The organism is Vibrio alginolyticus NBRC 15630 = ATCC 17749, from assembly GCF_000354175.2.
Classification (GTDB): Bacteria; Pseudomonadota; Gammaproteobacteria; order Enterobacterales; family Vibrionaceae; genus Vibrio; species Vibrio alginolyticus.
Genome location: NC_022359.1, coordinates 1,576,151 through 1,593,968, shown reverse-complemented (window position 1 = coordinate 1,593,968; position 17,818 = coordinate 1,576,151). Strand labels below are relative to the sequence as shown.

16 protein-coding genes and 1 pseudogene are annotated in these 17,818 nt (G+C 46.1%); 14 read left to right on the top strand and 3 right to left on the bottom strand.

What is annotated here, in order from left to right; all coding sequences use genetic code 11:
- Positions 1 to 24: 24 nt before the first annotated feature.
- Entirely contained in the window at positions 25 to 1,224 is a 1,200-nt protein-coding gene (gene zigA, locus N646_RS22355; RefSeq protein ID WP_017821067.1) for a zinc metallochaperone GTPase ZigA, read from the bottom strand.
- Positions 1,225 to 1,414: 190 nt separating this feature from the next.
- On the opposite strand from zigA, the gene N646_RS22350 reads away from it, so the two are divergent.
- A complete protein-coding gene (locus N646_RS22350; protein WP_017821066.1) occupies positions 1,415 to 1,840 on the top strand; it encodes a TraR/DksA C4-type zinc finger protein in 426 nt (141 codons plus the stop codon).
- A 279-nt stretch (positions 1,841 to 2,119) separates the two neighbouring features.
- A complete protein-coding gene (locus N646_RS22340) occupies positions 2,120 to 2,728 on the top strand; it encodes a MarC family protein (protein WP_017821065.1) in 609 nt (202 codons plus the stop codon).
- Positions 2,729 to 3,149: 421 nt separating this feature from the next.
- Here N646_RS22340 and N646_RS22335 read toward each other — a convergent pair whose 3' ends face one another.
- The gene (locus N646_RS22335; RefSeq protein ID WP_005375731.1) at positions 3,150 to 3,590 is read right to left on the bottom strand and encodes a phosphate-starvation-inducible PsiE family protein; all 441 of its coding nucleotides are present in this window, start codon (positions 3,588 to 3,590) and stop codon (positions 3,150 to 3,152) included.
- 174 nt (positions 3,591 to 3,764) lie between these two features.
- On the opposite strand from N646_RS22335, the gene N646_RS25185 reads away from it, so the two are divergent.
- The 9 genes and pseudogenes from N646_RS25185 to N646_RS22300 all read left to right on the top strand — a co-directional run bounded on the left by N646_RS25185 (position 3,765) and on the right by N646_RS22300 (position 11,623).
- On the top strand, positions 3,765 to 3,959 hold the full coding sequence (locus N646_RS25185) for a hypothetical protein (protein WP_021036014.1): 195 nt from the start codon (positions 3,765 to 3,767) through the stop codon (positions 3,957 to 3,959).
- 414 nt (positions 3,960 to 4,373) lie between these two features.
- Positions 4,374 to 5,153: pseudogene (locus N646_RS25180) on the top strand (PAS domain-containing protein); the annotation flags it as partial.
- Positions 5,151 to 5,687, top strand: a complete 537-nt coding sequence (locus N646_RS25175) for a methyl-accepting chemotaxis protein (protein ID WP_372036153.1) — start codon at positions 5,151 to 5,153, stop codon at positions 5,685 to 5,687. The pseudogene N646_RS25180 and the gene N646_RS25175, both read left to right, overlap by 3 nt.
- 286 nt (positions 5,688 to 5,973) lie before the next feature.
- On the top strand, positions 5,974 to 6,576 hold the full coding sequence (locus N646_RS22325) for an ABC transporter permease (RefSeq protein ID WP_017635730.1): 603 nt from the start codon (positions 5,974 to 5,976) through the stop codon (positions 6,574 to 6,576).
- Between the two features lie 24 nt (positions 6,577 to 6,600).
- The gene (locus N646_RS22320) at positions 6,601 to 7,770 is read left to right on the top strand and encodes an ABC transporter ATP-binding protein (protein WP_005375741.1); all 1,170 of its coding nucleotides are present in this window, start codon (positions 6,601 to 6,603) and stop codon (positions 7,768 to 7,770) included.
- Positions 7,767 to 8,501: an ABC transporter permease gene (locus N646_RS22315; protein ID WP_005375743.1), complete on the top strand. Its 735-nt coding sequence runs from the start codon at positions 7,767 to 7,769 to the stop codon at positions 8,499 to 8,501. The genes N646_RS22320 and N646_RS22315 overlap by 4 nt, the downstream gene beginning before the upstream one ends.
- A 35-nt stretch (positions 8,502 to 8,536) precedes the next feature.
- Positions 8,537 to 9,418: a glycine betaine ABC transporter substrate-binding protein gene (locus N646_RS22310; protein ID WP_005375745.1), complete on the top strand. Its 882-nt coding sequence runs from the start codon at positions 8,537 to 8,539 to the stop codon at positions 9,416 to 9,418.
- Positions 9,419 to 9,422: 4 nt separating this feature from the next.
- Entirely contained in the window at positions 9,423 to 10,259 is an 837-nt protein-coding gene (locus N646_RS22305) for a nitrilase-related carbon-nitrogen hydrolase (protein ID WP_005375747.1), read from the top strand.
- Positions 10,260 to 10,273: 14 nt separating this feature from the next.
- Complete coding sequence (locus N646_RS22300) at positions 10,274 to 11,623, top strand: MmgE/PrpD family protein (protein ID WP_005375749.1); 1,350 nt, start codon at positions 10,274 to 10,276, stop codon at positions 11,621 to 11,623.
- A gap of 36 nt (positions 11,624 to 11,659) precedes the next feature.
- Here N646_RS22300 and N646_RS22295 read toward each other — a convergent pair whose 3' ends face one another.
- Positions 11,660 to 12,616, bottom strand: coding sequence for a GlxA family transcriptional regulator (locus N646_RS22295; protein WP_005375751.1), 957 nt, complete (start codon positions 12,614 to 12,616; stop codon positions 11,660 to 11,662).
- Positions 12,617 to 12,770: 154 nt separating this feature from the next.
- Between N646_RS22295 and N646_RS22290 the strand changes: the two genes are divergently transcribed.
- The 3 genes from N646_RS22290 to ydiJ are packed head-to-tail and all read left to right on the top strand — an operon-like array spanning position 12,771 to position 17,695.
- Positions 12,771 to 13,664, top strand: a complete 894-nt coding sequence (locus N646_RS22290; RefSeq protein ID WP_005375755.1) for an alpha/beta hydrolase — start codon at positions 12,771 to 12,773, stop codon at positions 13,662 to 13,664.
- 58 nt (positions 13,665 to 13,722) lie between these two features.
- On the top strand, positions 13,723 to 14,592 hold the full coding sequence (locus N646_RS22285; protein ID WP_017821063.1) for an amidohydrolase family protein: 870 nt from the start codon (positions 13,723 to 13,725) through the stop codon (positions 14,590 to 14,592).
- A gap of 55 nt (positions 14,593 to 14,647) precedes the next feature.
- Positions 14,648 to 17,695 carry a D-2-hydroxyglutarate dehydrogenase YdiJ gene (ydiJ, locus tag N646_RS22280; RefSeq protein WP_017821062.1) on the top strand — a complete coding sequence of 1,016 codons (3,048 nt, stop codon included), beginning with the start codon at positions 14,648 to 14,650 and terminating at the stop codon, positions 17,693 to 17,695.
- The last annotated feature ends 123 nt before the right edge of the window (positions 17,696 to 17,818 follow it).

Sequence of the window (17,818 nt, the reverse complement as noted above, 5' to 3'; positions counted from 1 at the left end):
GAGGCTTTTTTGAATCTCAGTCGTTTACTGTTCCCATTCAGGGAAAGGGTCTTCCAGAGATAACCAATAGTCGAGCCCTTGCTCCATCTCATCTTCTGTTAACAAGCATTCGTTTAGACGAGCAATCAATTTCTCTTGCTCTAATCCCTGACCAATGAACACCAATTCTTGTCGCATATCGCCATAAGGTTCTTGCCAAATGTCGTTTATAGCATCTAAGTAATCTTGAGCCGTCGGCCATTCCTCTTTCGGAATTGCTTTCCAAAACATACCCGCAACACCATAACGTGCGATGCCTCCCGCTTGGCTCCATTGACCGACAAACTCTGGTCTGGTTGCTAGCCAAAAGTAACCTTTGGAACGAATCAGTTTGCCGTAATCTTTCGCATTGTGGAGGAAGTCGTAAAACTTCTCTGGATGGAAAGGGCGTCTCGCATGATAGGCAAAGCTGGAAATGCCGTATTCTTCGGTTTCAGGTATGTGCTCGCCTCGCATTTCTTTCAACCAACCTGGGGCTTGTTGCGCCTTTTCAAAACTGAAACTTTGTGTGTCGAGTACGGCATCAAGTTCTACTTCACCATTCGAGATAGGAAGAATAGTGGCCGATGTGTTTAGGGTTTTAAGAATCGCAAGAAGCCTTTCGATTTCTGATTTCTCAGCGAGGTCGGTTTTACTTATCAGGATCACGTCAGCGAACTCGACTTGATCGACGAGTAAGTCGGCGACGCTGCGTTCATCGTCTTCACCTAAGGATTCGGCTGTCTCTGTTAAGAACTTAGCTTCATCGTAATCACGCAGAAAGTTAATCGCATCAACCACCGTAACCATGGTGTCTAAACGTGCAACGTCTGAAAGTGATAGCCCGTTTTCATCAGCAAACGTAAAAGTCTCTGCAACGGGAAGTGGCTCGGCGATGCCAGTGGACTCGATAACTAAGTAATCGAATCTGCCTTCTTGCGCGAGTTTAGTGACTTCTTCAAGTAGATCTTCACGCAGGGTACAACAGATGCAGCCGTTACTCATTTCAACCAACTTTTCTTCACTGTGGTTGAGAGAAACTTCATTCTGAACAGTTGCCGCATCGATGTTGACTTCGCTCATGTCGTTGACGATGACCGCGACTTTTCTGCCTTGTCTATTGTTAAGAATATGACTTAAAACGGTTGTTTTTCCTGCGCCTAGAAAGCCGGATAAAACCGTAACAGGGAGTTTCTGGGTGTTCATGCTCATGCTCTTTATAGTGTAATGTTATAATGTAACAATTAATATAGTCGGTGATCTTAACTCTGGCATCAAGCAGTTTGTTACTGTGTCGAGTACTGCACCTTATTGGCGGCTTTATTTGTCGTTTAGTTGCACAGGTTCAGATGTCCGGAATTTAGAGATCGAACTCTTATCTCGGTGTGGAGGTTCTATGAACGAAGAGAAAAAGCATGTCATGACAGAAGAAGAAATTCTTGCAGCGCCCGAGGCGGATTATATGAATGAAGCTCAGCTCGCGTTTTTTGAAAACCGATTATTTGAGCTTTATGAATTGACGTTAGCGCATATTGAACGCGCGAAAGAAGAGATGATTGCGCCAATGGAATTCAGTGACGAAAGCGATAGGGCGTCCAGTGAGGAGCAATCTGCAATCGCATTAAGAATCATAGATAGAGAGCAAAAGCTGTTACCTAAGATTCAACGATCGTTGGCTCGCTTGAGCGCAGGGGAGTATGGCTATTGTTTAGAGTCCGGAGAACCTATCGGCATTCCAAGGTTATTGGCACGACCTACTGCTGAATATAGTGCAGAAGTAAAAGCTCAAATGGAGTCAAAAGAGCACTGGTATAAACACTAAAGCCTCACTATCTTATGACGTCGATATTCTTCTCGTTCACTTGTTTTTTTTGATGTTCTCTGAGAAGTCTAAAGCGATGGCGACTACCGTTAGGTATGGTAGTCATTACCTTTGAGATATTAATAGTTATCGATAGGATAGAAGTAAGTTCTGTATTGTAAATAACGCACCATTTTTGTTTTTCTGAATGAGCTCTCGCTATGTTAGCGTCAAACATTTTCTCTGCTACTTCAAGCTGATCTTCTATCCTTAAAGCTAAATTGGTACTGGAGAAGTAGCATGATTGACTTTGTGGCAACTTTTATCTTTTTCTTTGCTGTCATCGATCCCATAGGTACTGTGCCCGTTTTTATCGCAGCCACAAAAAGCTATGAAGAAGTGGCAAAGCGTAAGGTCGCTCTGTTTGCGACTCTATTCTCCGCTGCTATCCTACTGTTTTTTGTTGTTGCTGGTGAAATCATACTTACAGCAATGCGTATTCCCTTGTCTGCGTTTCAAATCTCGGGCGGTATCGTATTGTTCTTGTTTGCTTTGACTATGATATTTGGTGAGAGTAAACCAGCAGAAGAAATCAGAACGCTCAATAGTCATCATGATACAGCAGTTTTTCCTCTAGCCATTCCATCAATTGCTAGCCCTGGCGCAATATTAGCCGCCGTTTTACTCACAGAGAACGTGCGGTTTAATATTTGGGAGCAAGTCCAGACCGTGGCTATGATGCTGCTGGTACTATTGGTTGTTTATATCTTGCTATTAATGGCCAGCGACATACACAGGATTATTGGGAATACAGGAGCTAGTGCTGTAAGTCGGATCATGGGGTTGATATTAGCCGCTGTGGCCACGACCAACACTCTGAATGGGATTGAAAGTTACTTTGACCTTTAAGGCTTTTTCGCAAACTGAGCTGAAGGTATACGTTAAGAGCTAATTTTACGGCGAGATGACCGACCACCTGACAATCACTTTTCTGGCTGTTACTTCTAGCCGGATGTAATCCTTCAGGCTACTCGTGACGACCTTGTTTAAGAGGACCACGGAAAAGTTGAAAGTAAAATGCATAGATGTTGAGGGTATATATCAGATGGGGGAACTGGAGCAACACTTGCCCCCATTGAGCTGTGCCAATACTCAAAGATTAGCTGCTAGAAAGCAATATCGATAATTTCTCCGCCTAGGCACTACTCTATACTCTTGTAGTCTCGCAGTATATAGAGCCTAGCATGGAGGAATTTATTAGCTTCCAACGTGCTAAGACAAGACTTTTTCATGCCTTGAGAGTATCTGAAAATTCGGGAGGCTGAGAAGTTTATTCAGTATGGCTCTTATTGGGCAGTTTATGGATCAGCCAGTAACCAAGACTCATACTAAGAACTACAGCCGCAATTCCAATCAGGTACATTGGAGACAAGGTTTCAAAGTCTATAATAATGACCTTTCGGGAGATTGCCATCAGCGCGGTGGCCATGACGATTTTTACATGAATAACATTTTCTCTCAGGTAAATAGTTATATTGATGAAAATTTCAATAGCAATTAAAACGGCCATAAAAGCACCAAAAGTGGCTAGCATATCTGAAATCGTCAGAATGAGTTTAGGTGGCGTGATAAGTTTTTGATATATCGTCCATGCAACATCTATCACACCCATGACGATTACAAACAACATAACTATCGACAATACTCTTACAGACCAATGAATCACTATCTGTAATTTTTTTGTTAACTTATCATTTTTATCGACTTCCATGGCCCTGTTTCCTTCGCTTGTTTATGTTCACTTAACCTTCATATGTTGAAGCTAGACAATTGAATACATGTCGTTTAAAGCATAGTTGCTGTGGTGAGAGATAGAAGCGTCCGAGGGAAGGAAGTTATGAAACTTAGGAGTGGGCACAATGTTGGACACATAATGTAATCTCTGGTGTCATGCGTTATTACCTCATTACCTCATTACCTCATTACCTCATTACCTCATTGCCTCATTTCTGATCGTGACGAGTCGACTGGTGAGGTGGTGATTCATCACCTTCACGGCAAACTGAATGAGCGGATACCACAACGTATTGATACTGGGCAAATCGATGCGCTTGTTGCTGGTTCCTCCGTGCGCTATTAATAGAAATACAAGCGAATAAGGAGTGGGTAATCGCTCAAAAGTCGGGTGGAAAAGCGGTAAAACGGCGAAAATTATTGGAACTAAGTCAAGGCCCTTTTTTTAAATGAAAAGGCTTATTGATCTGAACACACCACTTCTCCATATAAGTATATCCACAAATACAAACCTCAAATTGGCGATAAAGAGCTTTAATATTGATAAATATATAAACAACTTGGGTGCTGAAGAAATTTCAGTATACTGCGCTTAGGTTACACTGGAGAAAAAATCGCCGTATTCCCAGCGGGGTCCTTTGATAAGAAATAGAAATCGCGTTTGAATATGCAACCAAACGATTTTGCCGCTTGCAGTTTATTCGGTATACAAATAATAAACCTTTGACTAATCCGAAGGTCGGTCAAATGAGAGAAAGTCATGTTTTTTAATAAGTCGCTTCAACAAGAAAATCAACGATTAAAGCAGGAGTTGCAAATCCTGCAGCAAATCCAAACCAGTTTAGATGAAGAGATGATCCGCTTAACATTGGATAGTAAAGGCCTCATTACTTCTGCAAATACCAAACTACAGCAAGAACTTTTCTTACATGATGATGAGATCTTAACGAAATCAATTACTGAATTGGTACCGTCAAATTCGCGCAATACAGACCACTTTCATCGAATGAAGAAAGCCGTCCAAGATAAAGTGTTCTGGAATGGGGCATTGCAAGTACGGAAAGGTAATGGTGAGGAAGCCTGGTTAAGAACGATTATCCAGCCTGTTTTAAATGAGCGCAGAGAAGTAGAAAGCTTTTTTGTTTTTGCTTCTGAACTTACGCGAACGATCAAATCATCCCGTGAGCAAGAGGACATGCTAAATGCATTAAGTCGTTCTATGGCGGTGATTGAGTTCACATTAGATGGCCATGTTTTAAAAGCCAACGATAATTTCCTAAACACAATGGGTTATACGCTTGATCAGATTCTAGGGAAGCATCATCGCATGTTTTGTGATCAGGAAGAGTCGAGCTCTCAAGCTTACCGTGAGTTTTGGCAACGTTTAGCAAAAGGGCAATTTTCATCAGAGCGATTCAAACGAGTTAACCGTTATGGTGAAGAGGTGTGGTTAGAGGCTTCATATAACCCTATCCATAACGACAGAGGAGAGCTCTACAAGGTCGTTAAGTTCGCGACAGATATTACCCAGCAGGTGATGCAGGAACAGAAAATGGCCCAGGCTGCGCAATTGGCGAACGAAATCTCCCAAGAAACTGGAACACAAACCCTGCAAGGGCAAGAGGTTATAGGCTCAACGTTAGAAAAGATGCAGATACTTTCCGAGCAAATGCAGCAAGCGAACACCGCGATTGACGAGCTTAAAGCGCACTCATCGCGTATTAGCGAGTTGGTAAATAGCATCAGTGGTATCGCTGACCAAACTAACTTATTGGCGTTAAATGCGGCGATAGAAGCGGCTCGTGCGGGTGAGCATGGTAGAGGTTTTGCCGTTGTTGCTGATGAAGTCAGACAGCTTGCTACAAGAACCAATGCAACCACCGATGAAATTGTCACAATGGTCAGTGAAAACCTACAGCGAACAGATAACGCAGTTAAGCTGATCGCTAAATGCCAAAAAGAAGCACTAGATACGCTAGAGCTCTCTGAAAAAGCAGGCAATGTGATGAATGAAATACAAGATGGCGCTAGCCGTGTTGTAGAGGCCGTGGAGCAATTTAACCGCTCGTTGTAGTCAGTTCTTCATGCCAGCACAGGCTTTTAAGTTCCTATATAATCAAATTGTTTACTAGTGCTACTCATCGCCAATCAAGCGTGTTTTGGTGATGAGAAAGCCAGTTCATTCCTTTCTTAATATTTCGTATTTCTATCTTTACGTGTCGCTATTTTACAACACTGTTAATAAAAAGTAGCGTAATTTAATCTCCTGTTAACTTGGTTGCGAATCACAGTTGGGGGAGACCTACTTGGACTTACTAAATTTCACCATAGATAACTTAGCGCTGCTAGGTACGCTTACCATGGAGCACATCTCTTTGGTTGCTCTGGCTGTTGGGCTTGCCATCTTAACTGGCGTACCTATCGGCATTCTTATCACACAAAATGAGCGCGCTGCGAAAGTGGTGCTTTACGTAGCGTCCATCATTATCACCATTCCTTCAATCGCATTGTTTGGTTTGATGATTCCTCTCTTATCGACCATTGGTCATGGGATTGGCTACGTGCCCGCCGTGATTACCGTACTGCTTTATTCTCAGCTGCCTATTATTCGCAACACTTATACCGCAATTCACAACGTAGAACCATCGCTCAGAGAGGCTGCTCGCGGTATCGGGATGACGCCTTTTCAACGTTTGAAAATGGTGGAAATTCCATTGGCGATTCCGGTGATTATGGCGGGTGTGAGAACGGCAGTAGTAATGAATATTGGCGTTATGGCGATCGCCGCGTATATCGGAGCCGGTGGGCTGGGCGTGTTTATCAGCCGTGGCATCTCGCAAAGTGATCCTCGACAACTGATCGTTGGTGCCATCGCCGTCAGCCTTCTGGCTATCATCGCGGATTACGGATTGATTCGACTACAAAAAAGATTAACGCCACCGGGCCTAACCGCTGCTCGATAAAGGACAAATAATAGGGACATTCAAATGATCAAAATTGACAAGCTAACCAAAATTTTTGAAACGCCTAATGGCCCGGTGACTGCCGCAGATCACATTGAGATGGAAGTTCACAGTGGTGAAATATGTGTGTTACTTGGCCCGTCCGGTTGTGGCAAAACCACCACGCTGAAAATGGTCAACCGAATTATTCCCGCGACATCGGGCAAGATCTATCTTGGCGGTGAAGATACTTCTGGGATGGATACAGTCACTCTGCGCCGCAACATCGGCTATGTTATTCAGCAAATTGGCTTATTTCCCAACATGACGATCGGCGAAAACATCGCGGTGGTTCCCAAGTTATTAGGGTGGGATAAGGCAAGATACATGACGCGTGCAAAAGAGCTATTGGAGATGGTTGCTCTTGATCCTAGTGTCTTTCTTAATCGTTATCCAAATGAGTTGTCTGGCGGACAGCAGCAACGAATTGGAGTTGCTCGAGCGCTAGCTGCGGATCCTCCCGTCATGCTGATGGATGAACCTTTTGGTGCGATTGACCCGATCAACCGTGAAGTAATCCAGGATGAGTTCCTTAAAATGCAGCAAGAGCTCAACAAGACCATCATGTTTGTCAGTCATGACATTGATGAAGCGGTCAAAATGGCCGATAGAATTGCGATTTTCCGCGATGGTCATCTGGTTCAGTACGATACGCCTGACGATTTGCTCGCACACCCGAAAGATGATTTCGTGAAAAACTTTGTCGGAGATGATCGCGCACTTAAACGTCTACGCTTAGTGACGGCTGAGTCCGTCATGCAGACCACCTTTGCGCACGTGAAACCTAACGAGACGCTTGCCGACGCTTTAACCAAAATTGACGCGTATGGGTATCGCGACGCCGTGATATTAGTAAATGGCCAACACCAGCCTATCGGTTATGTGCCAAAAGCTACAGCAATCAATATGAAGGGGTACTGCGGCGAACATTATGTCGGCCTGAAAACAATCGCCCGAACCACGGATGATCTGCGTAAAGTCGCGTCGAAGATGTTCACGCACGACATTGTTTGGATGCCGTGTGTTGACGAGAATGGCCGCTTAGTGGGCGAAGTCACACAGCGCGGCATTACTCATTATCTAGGCGCAACTTATCAGCGCGATACCTCTCTTAGTGAGCCACAGCCATTGCATCAGGCTAAGGAGGCATCGTGACCAATCAGCTAAAACAAACCTACTATTTCGTTTTATTGGCGTGTGTCTTTGCGTTGGGTATTTATTTACAAGGCGCGGGTACGATCGATGATTTCCTCTACTACCAAGAAGACATTGTTTATTTGACGGTTCAGCACATTGAACTGGTGCTGCTGTCTGGTGGATTGGCGATCCTAATCGCTATTCCCGTCGGCGTATTGCTCAGCCGTCCTCGTTTTCAGAAAGTCGCAGAATCGGCGATGCAGGTTTTGAATGTGGGGACCACGATTCCTACTTTAGCTATTCTTGCGCTGGCAATGAGCTTTCTTGGCATTGGCACCGTGCCTGCGGTATTTGGGCTGACGATTGCCTCGTTGTTGCCGATTGTCAGAAACACCTACATCGGGCTGAAAGAAGTGCCCGCTCATTTAAAAGAAGCGGCGTCAGGCATTGGTATGACCGAGTTACAAATGTTATTTCAGGTTGAAATTCCTAATGCGCTGTTCGTCACTTTTGCCGGTATCCGCACGGCGTTAGCTGTCAACGTGGGCACCGTGCCACTGGCCTTCTTAATTGGTGGCGGTGGGTTAGGGGAGCTCATTTTTACCGGTATTGATCTGGATGAACCCATCATGATGCTGGCAGGCGCTATTCCTACAGCGATGTTGGCTATCGCTATCGACAGTGTGGTAGGAGCCGTTTCCTATGTCACTGTACCTAAAGGCTGTAACCCTATTAGAGCTAGACAATAACAATCCTAAAAATTGAACACAGACAGGAGTCAAACATGTTAAAGCAAATTACTCGCCGCTTGCTGGCCGTTGGTGTACTGCTTTCAAGTTTTCACGCATCCGCGGAAATCGTCGTAGGTGGCAAAAACTTTACAGAACAACAGCTTTTAACGGAGATCACGTCTCAATATTTAACCAAAAAAGGCTACGACGTTGATAAGCGTTCGGGCATGGGCAGTGCGGTTTTGCGTAAAGCGCAAGAAAACGGCCAGATTGATCTTTATTGGGAATACACGGGCACATCACTGATCATTTACAACAAAGTCAAAGACAAGCTCCCAGCAGAGCAAGTGTATCAACGCGTTAAGGAACTCGATGCGAAGAAAGGCCTAGTTTGGCTTAACCCTTCAAAAGCGAACAACACCTACGCGCTCGCTATGCGCAGTGACGATGCGAAACAACGTGGCATCTCAACCTTGTCCGAGTTTGCCGAGCAAATGCGCCAAGACCCGCCAATGACCATTGCTTTGAATGCGGAATTCTATGCACGAAAAGATGGCTTCCGACCTTTACAGAAAACCTACAAATTCAAAGCTTCACGAGACCAAGTGAAACGCATGGATACTGGGTTAACTTATGATGCGCTAAAAGGGCAAGAAGTCGATGCTGCGCTCGTATTTGCAACAGATGGTCGTATCAAAGCATTTGGTTTTACCGTTTTAACGGATGACAAACAGTTCTTCCCTGATTACGCGATCACTCCTGTGGTTCGCCAAGAAACGCTAGATGCGAACCCAGACCTTGCCGAGCAAATGAACGCGCTTTCTGCGGCGATCGATGGCGATACGATGTCGACATTGAATCAACAAGTTGATGTGGAGCGACGTTCGATCTCAGAAGTCGCAAGCCAGTTCCTATCTGAGCATAACTTGGGGTAATACCATGACTATCTTGCAAGTCAGTGTGGCCCAAATCAACGCCCAGTTAGGCGATGTGAATGCCAATCTGAATACTCATCAGGATTACATAAAGCAAGCTGCGGCCATAGGGTCGCAGCTATTGCTGTTTCCTGAACTCTCCTTGACCGGATACCAGCTCCAATCCTCTGTGCGTGAAGTTGCCATGAAGCGTGATGATGCTCGGCTTAAAGAGCTTGCGCAACTTGCACCGCAGATGTCCGTGATTGTCGGCTTTGTTGAACAGGCCGCTCCGGGAGAATACTACAACGCGATGGCTTGGTTGCTCGGTGGTACGGTGGTTGCTGTGCATCGTAAAGTCAATTTACCAACCTATGGTGGGCTTGAAGAGGGTAAGTGGTTTCATTCGGGAGAGGCTACCACCAGCGTTTGTCTTGATGAAAATTGGCGAGGCTCGGTTTTAATTTGTGCCGATTTATGGAACCCACCTTTGGTTCATTGCGCGCTACTCGATAAGCCTGAAATCTTGCTCGCGCCGATCAACTCGGCCAGCAGTATTGTCAGTAAAGACTTTTCCAACGAAGACAACTGGTTAGTTAACGTTAAATTTTATGCGGTGCTCTACGGAACTCCAGTTTTGATGGCTAATCGTTACGGGCCAGAGGGCGAAGCGTGGTTTTGGGGAGGAAGCTGTATTTTGTCTCCAACGGGCGAGCTATTGGCGCAGGCAGAAGACGGTGAAACCTTGATAACTGCAACCTTGTCATTGGACGATATTGATAAAGCCAGGTTCGAGCTGCCTACCGTGCGAGACAGCAATACACCATTGATCACAACGCTATTGTCGAAGGCAAAACGCTAAAACTGGAGCAGTAGATGATGCAATCTATTCATCGATTTATTCACGAATTAACCTTTGAACAGCTTCCTGCTGACGTTATTGAACAAGCGAAATATTGCGTCTTGGATTTGTTAGGTGTCGCCGCAGCAGGTAAAGCGACGCAACTGCAAAATATGGTAGCTAAACTCGCGCAGAAGCAGTTTGCCGGTGATACGCCGATGCTGTTTTCTGATCACACGGCCAGTGGTTGTGGGGCGACTCTATATGGCGGCATGTTGATTGACAGCATGGACGCGCACGACGGCCAAGTCCTGACGAAAGGCCATGTTGGCGTCGCTGTTTTGCCGGGGCTGCTCGCCAGTATGCATGAGTCAGCGATCACGGGAGAAGAGTTATTAACGTCCCTCATCATTGGCTACGAAATTGCAACTCGCGCCGGAATCGCGCTGCATCAAACCGCTTGTGACTATCATACTTCTGGTGCTTGGAATGCGTTGGGCGTCGCTGCGGTGTCTGCAAGAAGAAAAGACTTAACGGATGCACAAACAGAGCATGCGCTCGGCATTGCCGAGTTCTATGGCCCGCGCAGTCAAATGATGCGTTGTATTGAACATCCAACCATGCTCAAAGACGGCTCTGGCTGGGGAGCGATGGCGGGCTTTGCCAGTGCAGAGCTGGCAGAAGAGGGCTTTACTGGCGCGCCAGCCGTGACTCTGCTGGACCAACAAACTCACGCTTTGTGGGCAGATTTAGGGCAGCGCTGGTATATCCTGGAGCAATACTTTAAACCGTATCCGGTTTGTCGTTGGGCTCAACCCGCGGTTGAAGCGGTGAGAGCGCTGCAACAAGAAAATAAACTAGAACCTGATGAGATTGAACTTATCGAAGTTCACAGCTTTCACCAGGCGGTGTGCCTGCATACCAAGCGCCCTGAGACAACCGAGCAGGCTCAGTACAGTTTGCCATTTTCAGTCGCGAGTGCGGTTATAGATAATACGGTCACGGTAGAAGCCGTCACCAAAGGACTGAACGATCCTGCTCGCTTGGCACTTACGGAACGGATGAAGTTAATTGAAGAGCCTGCATACAATGATAAGTTTCCAGCCGAACGTTGGGCGCATGTCGTGGTGACGTTGAAAAATGGCGACAAACTGACTTCACCTCCCTGTATTGCGCGAGGTAATCCTGAAAATCCGCTCAGTCGAGGCGAGATGCGAGGTAAGTTTCGTACTTTGGCAGAGAAAGAACTGCCCGCCTCGCACGTGTCAGCGATAGAAGAGGGCTGTTTGCAACTTGATAAAGCCAGTAAAGAGCAGGTAATTGCTTGGCTATCATTGCTTTACCAAGGCACGTTGTCCGATAAGCCGTCTGACACATCACGATGAGATCGAAGAGATTGAACTCCTTTCTCTTACTCAATCTTAAGCTAAACGTCGCTCTTCACGCGGCGTTTTTTCATAGCGTTTTTTGTAGCAGCGCGCAAAATACGATGTAGAACTGAACCCACAAGCCGTGCTGATTTGAGTGATGGACAGCATGGTTTGCAACAACAAATGTTGAGCGCGTTCTAAGCGCAATTGAAGGTAGTAATTGCCTGGTTTGTCTTGCAAGTATTGCAAAAATAACCTTTCCATCTGCCTGACCGATAATCCTACTTGTTCGCCAATTTCATAGCACTTTAGCGGCTCTTCCATGTTGGCTTCCATGATCTCTACAGCGTCGAGCAGGCGCGGGTGGCGGATGTTGTGCTTACGGATTAACGACATCCGCTGTTTATCATGCGCGGGTCGAATCGCAGGGTGAATGCATTGCTCTGCCACTTGATTCGCCAAGTCACTCCCATGTTGGTTTGTAATTAAATGAAGCATCATATCCAAACCGGCTAAGCCGCCCGAACAAGTTGGTGTGCGTGGGTCGAATTCGTACAACTCACTGGTCACGTTAATGTTTGGAAACTCCTCTGCCAGGCTGTTGGCGGACTCCCAATGCACGGTACACGTTTTGTTTTTTAACAGGCCAGCTTTTGCTAACAATACGCTGCCTGTCGAAGTCGAGCCCACGGCGATGCCTTGACGAAGCGCTTGCTTTAACCACTGATTCACCGAGCCACTCGCAGCAGCAACATGGGCGCCAATACCTGCCACAACCAGCAGCAAGTCTAAATGAGCAATGTTGTTGACTGACTGTGTTGGCGAGAATGAAACGCCATTACTGGCCGACACTTCTTTATCTTCGAATCCATAAATATCCCACTGATACAAATCGCAACCAGCGAGGCGGTTGGCCATTCGAAGAGGTTCGATAACCGCCGAAAAAGAGAGCATCGAAAAATCAGGAATAAGGAAAAAACCAATGCGATACGTGTGTGTCGTTTTCATTCTCTGTGGTCACCAAGTGGGCAGTTCATCTATGTCGTATTTCTGGATAAGAATGTCGCAATTGTTAAATTATTGCTATCAAAATTCGAACATGATGTGACTTAAGACAAGGACTTCTTTGTCGAGCATACACATTCATTTGGACGAGATAATTATGATTGAACAAAAAGCCCCAGTAATTAGTGATGGTCTACGCCTTGATGGCGCTTTCTTTACTGACGAGAACGTTAACAACCCAGACTTACCGATCGTTATTGTCTGCTCAGGCTTTACTGGGCAAAAAAATATTCACCCAGAGCGTTACGCGAGAGCCTTAACTGCGAAGGGCTTTACAGTATTCGGATTTGACTACCGTGGCTTTGGTGAATCTGAGGGTATTCGTGAGCGAGTTATCCTAGATGAACAAGTACGTGACATCGCGAACGCGGTTGCGGTTGTGAAACAGCGCGCTGACGAGGAAGGCCGCAAAGTCGTACTGGCTGGCTGGGGCATGGCCGGTGGATTAATTCTTGATGCTTACCGAGTTTGTCAAGATGCGATTGATGGCCTTATCTCCATGAACGGCTTTTATGATGCGGTACGTGTTCAGGTTGCTCAACGTGGCGAGCACGGTTGGAAAGCGTTCCGTCAATTTATGTTAGAAGAGCGTACACGTCTTGCTCTTGGTGGAGAAAAGCAGGGGATTGATCCATTTGAAATCTACCCGCTTGACCCAGTAAGCCGCGAATATGTATTCACTGAACTGGTCAAAGCACCGGGCTACGGCGTGACATCTGATCTGGATTTTGCGGATTCTCTCATCAATTTCAAACCGGAAGCCCTACTGGACGAGCGATTTGCAGACGCGCCAATCTTGATTGCGCACGGTGCAGAAAACGATCTTCACCCAGTGACCGAAGCAAAGTCGCTGTACGCGAAATACCCTGGGCCGAAATCTCTATTCTTACTGCCTGAAGGTGGTCACACCGAGTGGATGTTGGACGACGATCCTAAGTTTATTCAGTTCTCTGGCGTGATCGCGAACTGGTTGAGTGAGAACTTCAGTTAAGTCTTCAAGAGGTGCTTTCGTTGATGGCACCTCTACCTTTCTGACAGGATGATTTTCGATGAGCATAATTCCATTTTGTGAAGCGGCGGACCCATTTGTAAATAAACCAACAATCGCGATTCCTGAAGGCGCGGTTGATTGTCATGCCCACGTTTTTTCTTCACGTTATCCGTACTGTGAAACGCGAACCTACACGCCACCCGATGCCAGCGTCGGCGCGTACCTGCATTTGCACCAGCAATTAGGCATCCGTCATGGCGTGCTGGTTCAGCCGAGTGTGTATGGCAATGACAACCAGTTGCATCTTGATACATTACGGTATTTACGCCAGCAAGGTTACGACTACAAAGGCGTCGCGGTCGTGGATGCGGATGTGTCCGAGCAAACGCTGGATGAGCTACAAGAAGCCGGATTTTGTGGGGTGCGGATGAACCTGCTGTTTAAAGGTGGTATTGAGTGGCGTGATGTTGAGCGTTTAGCGGCTCGCCTTGCAGAGCGACACTGGCACCTTCAATGCTTAATTGATGTTTCGCAGTTTGATGACTTATATCAGCGATTAAGGGCTTTACCCGTGCCCGTAGTGATTGATCATCTTGGACATATGCCAACAAACAAGCTGATTTCTCATCCTGGTTTTCAAACCTTATTGAAGCTTAAGGCCGAAGGGAAAGTGTGGACAAAATTGTCGGCACCGTATCGTTTGTCGCTTCAATCTCCGCCTTATGATGACGTTTCTTCGTTTGCTCAAGCTTTGTTAGAAGCGAATGAAGAGCAATGCGTCTGGGGCTCGGATTGGCCTCATCCATGTTTTGCTGCTGAGATGCCAAATGATGGCCAGCTATTAGATACCTTGTGGCACTGGACGCAAGATACGACACTGTTTAGCAAGATTCTGGTCGATAACCCCAAGCGCCTCTACCGCTTTTAACTCCACATTCATGTTATGAACCTAAAAAGACAACCGTAAGGCACTGATTCAAATTATGCTTCCTGCACTTCCGCTACAGGTTTCCTCTGATCCTGTGGTTATCAAGTTCTTTAACACCCTTAAACAGCTTGGTTTCAAGGGGGATACTGATGCTCGCTATACCACTCGATTGAGTATGGCGACTGACAACAGCGTCTACCAGCAACTTCCGTTGTCGGTCGTCTTTCCTGCCAACCATCATGATGTGGTAATACTTGGCAAGGTCAGTGCTCGTGATGAATTTAAACACTTGACCTTTTCGCCCAGAGGAGGCGGAACGGGCACCAACGGACAATCATTGAACTCGGGGATCGTGGTTGACCTGTCTCGCTACATGAATCGAGTGTTAGAGATCAACGAGCAGGAAGGTTGGGTGAGAGTGGAAGCTGGGATAGTCAAAGATCAACTCAACGACATCGTTCGCCCTTATGGTTATTTCTTCTCGCCAGATCTGTCGACCAGCAACCGCGCAACATTAGGTGGGATGATTAATACTGATGCATCAGGCCAAGGCTCTTTGCAATATGGTAAAACCTCGGATCATGTGTTGGAGCTCAAAGCCGTATTGGCAGATGGCTCGGTGCTCGATACCGAAGCAATTCAACAAAACAAACGGTTAAACTGTGATGTAGTATCGCGAGCGTTAAAAATTACGGAGGAAGTTTGTCGAGACAAGCGTCAACAGATTCTGGATAAGTTTCCTCCTCTGAATCGCTTTCTTACTGGTTATGACCTAAAAAATGCCATCAACGACAAGAGTGAAGAGTTTGACGTCACGAGAATATTATGTGGCTCTGAAGGTACGTTAGCTTTTATTACTGAAGCCAAGCTCAATCTTACGCGAATACCTACTACGCGACGGTTAGTGAACGTTAAATACGATAGTTTTGATTCTGCATTGCGAAATGCTCCCTTGATGGTCGAAGCAGAGGCGCTATCGGTTGAGACAGTCGATGCAAAAGTACTCAACCTTGCAAGAGAAGACATTGTCTGGCACTCGGTAAAACACGCGATCTCAGACGTGCAGGGCAAAGAGATGCAAGGGATTAACTTTGTCGAGTTCGCAGGCAGTCAAAGCGATGATATTGAGGATAAAGTTGAACGCTTACTTTTAATTCTTGATAAAGAAATCGTTCATCGACGCAGTGGTATCATCGGCTATCAAGTCTGTCGCGACCCCAAAGACATCCAAGCTATTTATGTAATGCGCAAGAAAGCGGTTGGGCTGCTTGGCGCGACTAAAGGTCAGGCAAAGCCGATTGCATTCGCGGAAGATACCTGTGTGCCGCCTGAAAATTTGGCGGACTTTATCGCGGAATTTCGTACGTTGCTAGACAGCAATAACCTGCATTATGGCATGTTTGGGCATGTGGATGCAGGCGTTCTTCACGTGCGTCCAGCGCTCGATATGTGTGACCCCGAACAAGAAGCGTTGATGCATCAACTGTCCGATGATGTGGTCGCGCTGGTGGCAAAATACAATGGTTTAATGTGGGGAGAGCACGGTAAAGGATATCGCTCAGAATATGGACCTGCCTTCTTTGGTGATGAGCTCTTTACTGAATTAAGGCGTATTAAAGCGGCGTTTGACCCCGACAATAAAATGAACCCGGGCAAGATTTGCACGCCACTGAATAGCGACGCTGAAATGGTAAAAGTCACAGCGACCAAGCGTGGCTACTATGATCGTCAGATCCCCGTAGAAGTCCGAGAGTCGCTTAAGCCCGTACTGTCTTGCAATGGCAATGGGCTGTGTTTTAATTACGATGCTGATAGCCCAATGTGTCCATCATTTAAAGTGACAGCCGATCGTCGCCACTCTCCGAAAGGGAGGGCGGGGATAATGCGTGAATGGCTGCGTCGCCTTAATGACAGTGACTTCGATTTGCTCGCTAACGAACAGCAACTTCTCAATCAAACGTTATCGGTTAAGCTTTTGGCTCAGAAGCTGAGTAAGTTGATATCTCGCCCCGATCCTGATGATTTATCGCATGAAGTTTATGAGGTGATGAACGGTTGTCTAGCGTGCAAAGCGTGTGCGAGTCAGTGTCCTGTTAAAGTTGATGTGCCTGATTTTAGAGCGCGTTTTTTACACCTCTATCACTCTCGTTATCGTAGACCTCTGCGCGACTATCTGGTGTCGAATATTGAGCAACTGCTGCCGATTATGGCAAAAGCTCCCAAGCTGGTTAATCAAATTGCATCTAGTAGGCCTGTTACGCAAGTATTAGAGACATCCATCGGTTTTATTGATTCGCCAGTGCTATCGATCCCTACGTTGCAAAGTCGATGTCAGGCACTTGGAGTGAGCCCGTTTGACTTTGTGTATCTAGAATCGCTTTCCCCAGAAGTGAAGCAAAATTACGTCTTGATTGTTCAAGATCCATTTACCAGCTTTTATGAAGCCGAGTTGGTTGCGGACTTTATTCAGTTATTGCAGCGGTTAGGGAAACACCCTGTTGTTCTGCCTTTCAAACCCAATGGGAAAGCTCAACATGTAAAAGGTTTCCTTAAGGCATTCGCCAGAAATGCACAAAACACCTCGGATTTTCTCAAACAAGTTGCTGAGGTTGAAATTCCTATGATCGGTATCGATGCAGCCTTAGTGCTTTGTTATCGTGATGAATACCATCAGGTTCTAAAAGAGAAGCGAGGCGAATTTACAGTTTATACGGCTCATGAATGGCTGGTGGATACACTCAACGAATGGCCAGCTGTACGCGCATCAGATGAAGAGCCTTGGTATTTGATGGCGCATTGCACAGAAAAGACCAAAATACCGGAGACTGAGAAATCTTGGCAGTCTATTTTTCAGCACTTTGGCTTAAATCTGCAAGTCATACCTACGGGATGTTGTGGCATGGCTGGGACATTCGGACATGAAGTGGATAAGAAAAGTACGTCTGAAGCTATATATCAGCTTAGTTGGAAACCGAATATAAAGAACCTGCCCACTGAGCGTGTGTTAGCCACGGGGTACTCCTGCCGCAGTCAAGTTAAGCGTTTTGAAGGGGAGGTAGTTCGACACCCGGTACAGGTTTTAGCCAGTTTGCTTGCTGTATAGAATGCTAAAGTAATTTAGTATGCGAAAAGGCTTGCCTTAAGACTTTGCCTGCATTTAATGTATCTAGCAGCAGAACTTCAATCTGCGTGACAACAATACAGGAGAGGATCGGGCTTTCACTTT

Bases quoted from the DNA above. Each gene is read 5' to 3' on its own strand.
- zigA (WP_017821067.1), bottom strand. From the start codon at position 1,224: ATGAACACCCAGAAACTCCCTGTTACGGTTTTATCCGGCTTTCTAGGC.
- N646_RS22350 (WP_017821066.1), top strand. From the start codon at position 1,415: ATGAACGAAGAGAAAAAGCATGTCATGACAGAAGAAGAAATTCTTGCA.
- N646_RS22340 (WP_017821065.1), top strand. From the start codon at position 2,120: ATGATTGACTTTGTGGCAACTTTTATCTTTTTCTTTGCTGTCATCGAT.
- N646_RS22335 (WP_005375731.1), bottom strand. From the start codon at position 3,590: ATGGAAGTCGATAAAAATGATAAGTTAACAAAAAAATTACAGATAGTG.
- N646_RS25175 (WP_372036153.1), top strand. From the start codon at position 5,151: ATGCAGGAACAGAAAATGGCCCAGGCTGCGCAATTGGCGAACGAAATC.
- N646_RS22325 (WP_017635730.1), top strand. From the start codon at position 5,974: ATGGAGCACATCTCTTTGGTTGCTCTGGCTGTTGGGCTTGCCATCTTA.
- N646_RS22320 (WP_005375741.1), top strand. From the start codon at position 6,601: ATGATCAAAATTGACAAGCTAACCAAAATTTTTGAAACGCCTAATGGC.
- N646_RS22310 (WP_005375745.1), top strand. From the start codon at position 8,537: ATGTTAAAGCAAATTACTCGCCGCTTGCTGGCCGTTGGTGTACTGCTT.
- N646_RS22305 (WP_005375747.1), top strand. From the start codon at position 9,423: ATGACTATCTTGCAAGTCAGTGTGGCCCAAATCAACGCCCAGTTAGGC.
- N646_RS22300 (WP_005375749.1), top strand. From the start codon at position 10,274: ATGATGCAATCTATTCATCGATTTATTCACGAATTAACCTTTGAACAG.
- N646_RS22295 (WP_005375751.1), bottom strand. From the start codon at position 12,616: ATGAAAACGACACACACGTATCGCATTGGTTTTTTCCTTATTCCTGAT.
- N646_RS22290 (WP_005375755.1), top strand. From the start codon at position 12,771: ATGATTGAACAAAAAGCCCCAGTAATTAGTGATGGTCTACGCCTTGAT.
- N646_RS22285 (WP_017821063.1), top strand. From the start codon at position 13,723: ATGAGCATAATTCCATTTTGTGAAGCGGCGGACCCATTTGTAAATAAA.
- ydiJ (WP_017821062.1), top strand. From the start codon at position 14,648: ATGCTTCCTGCACTTCCGCTACAGGTTTCCTCTGATCCTGTGGTTATC.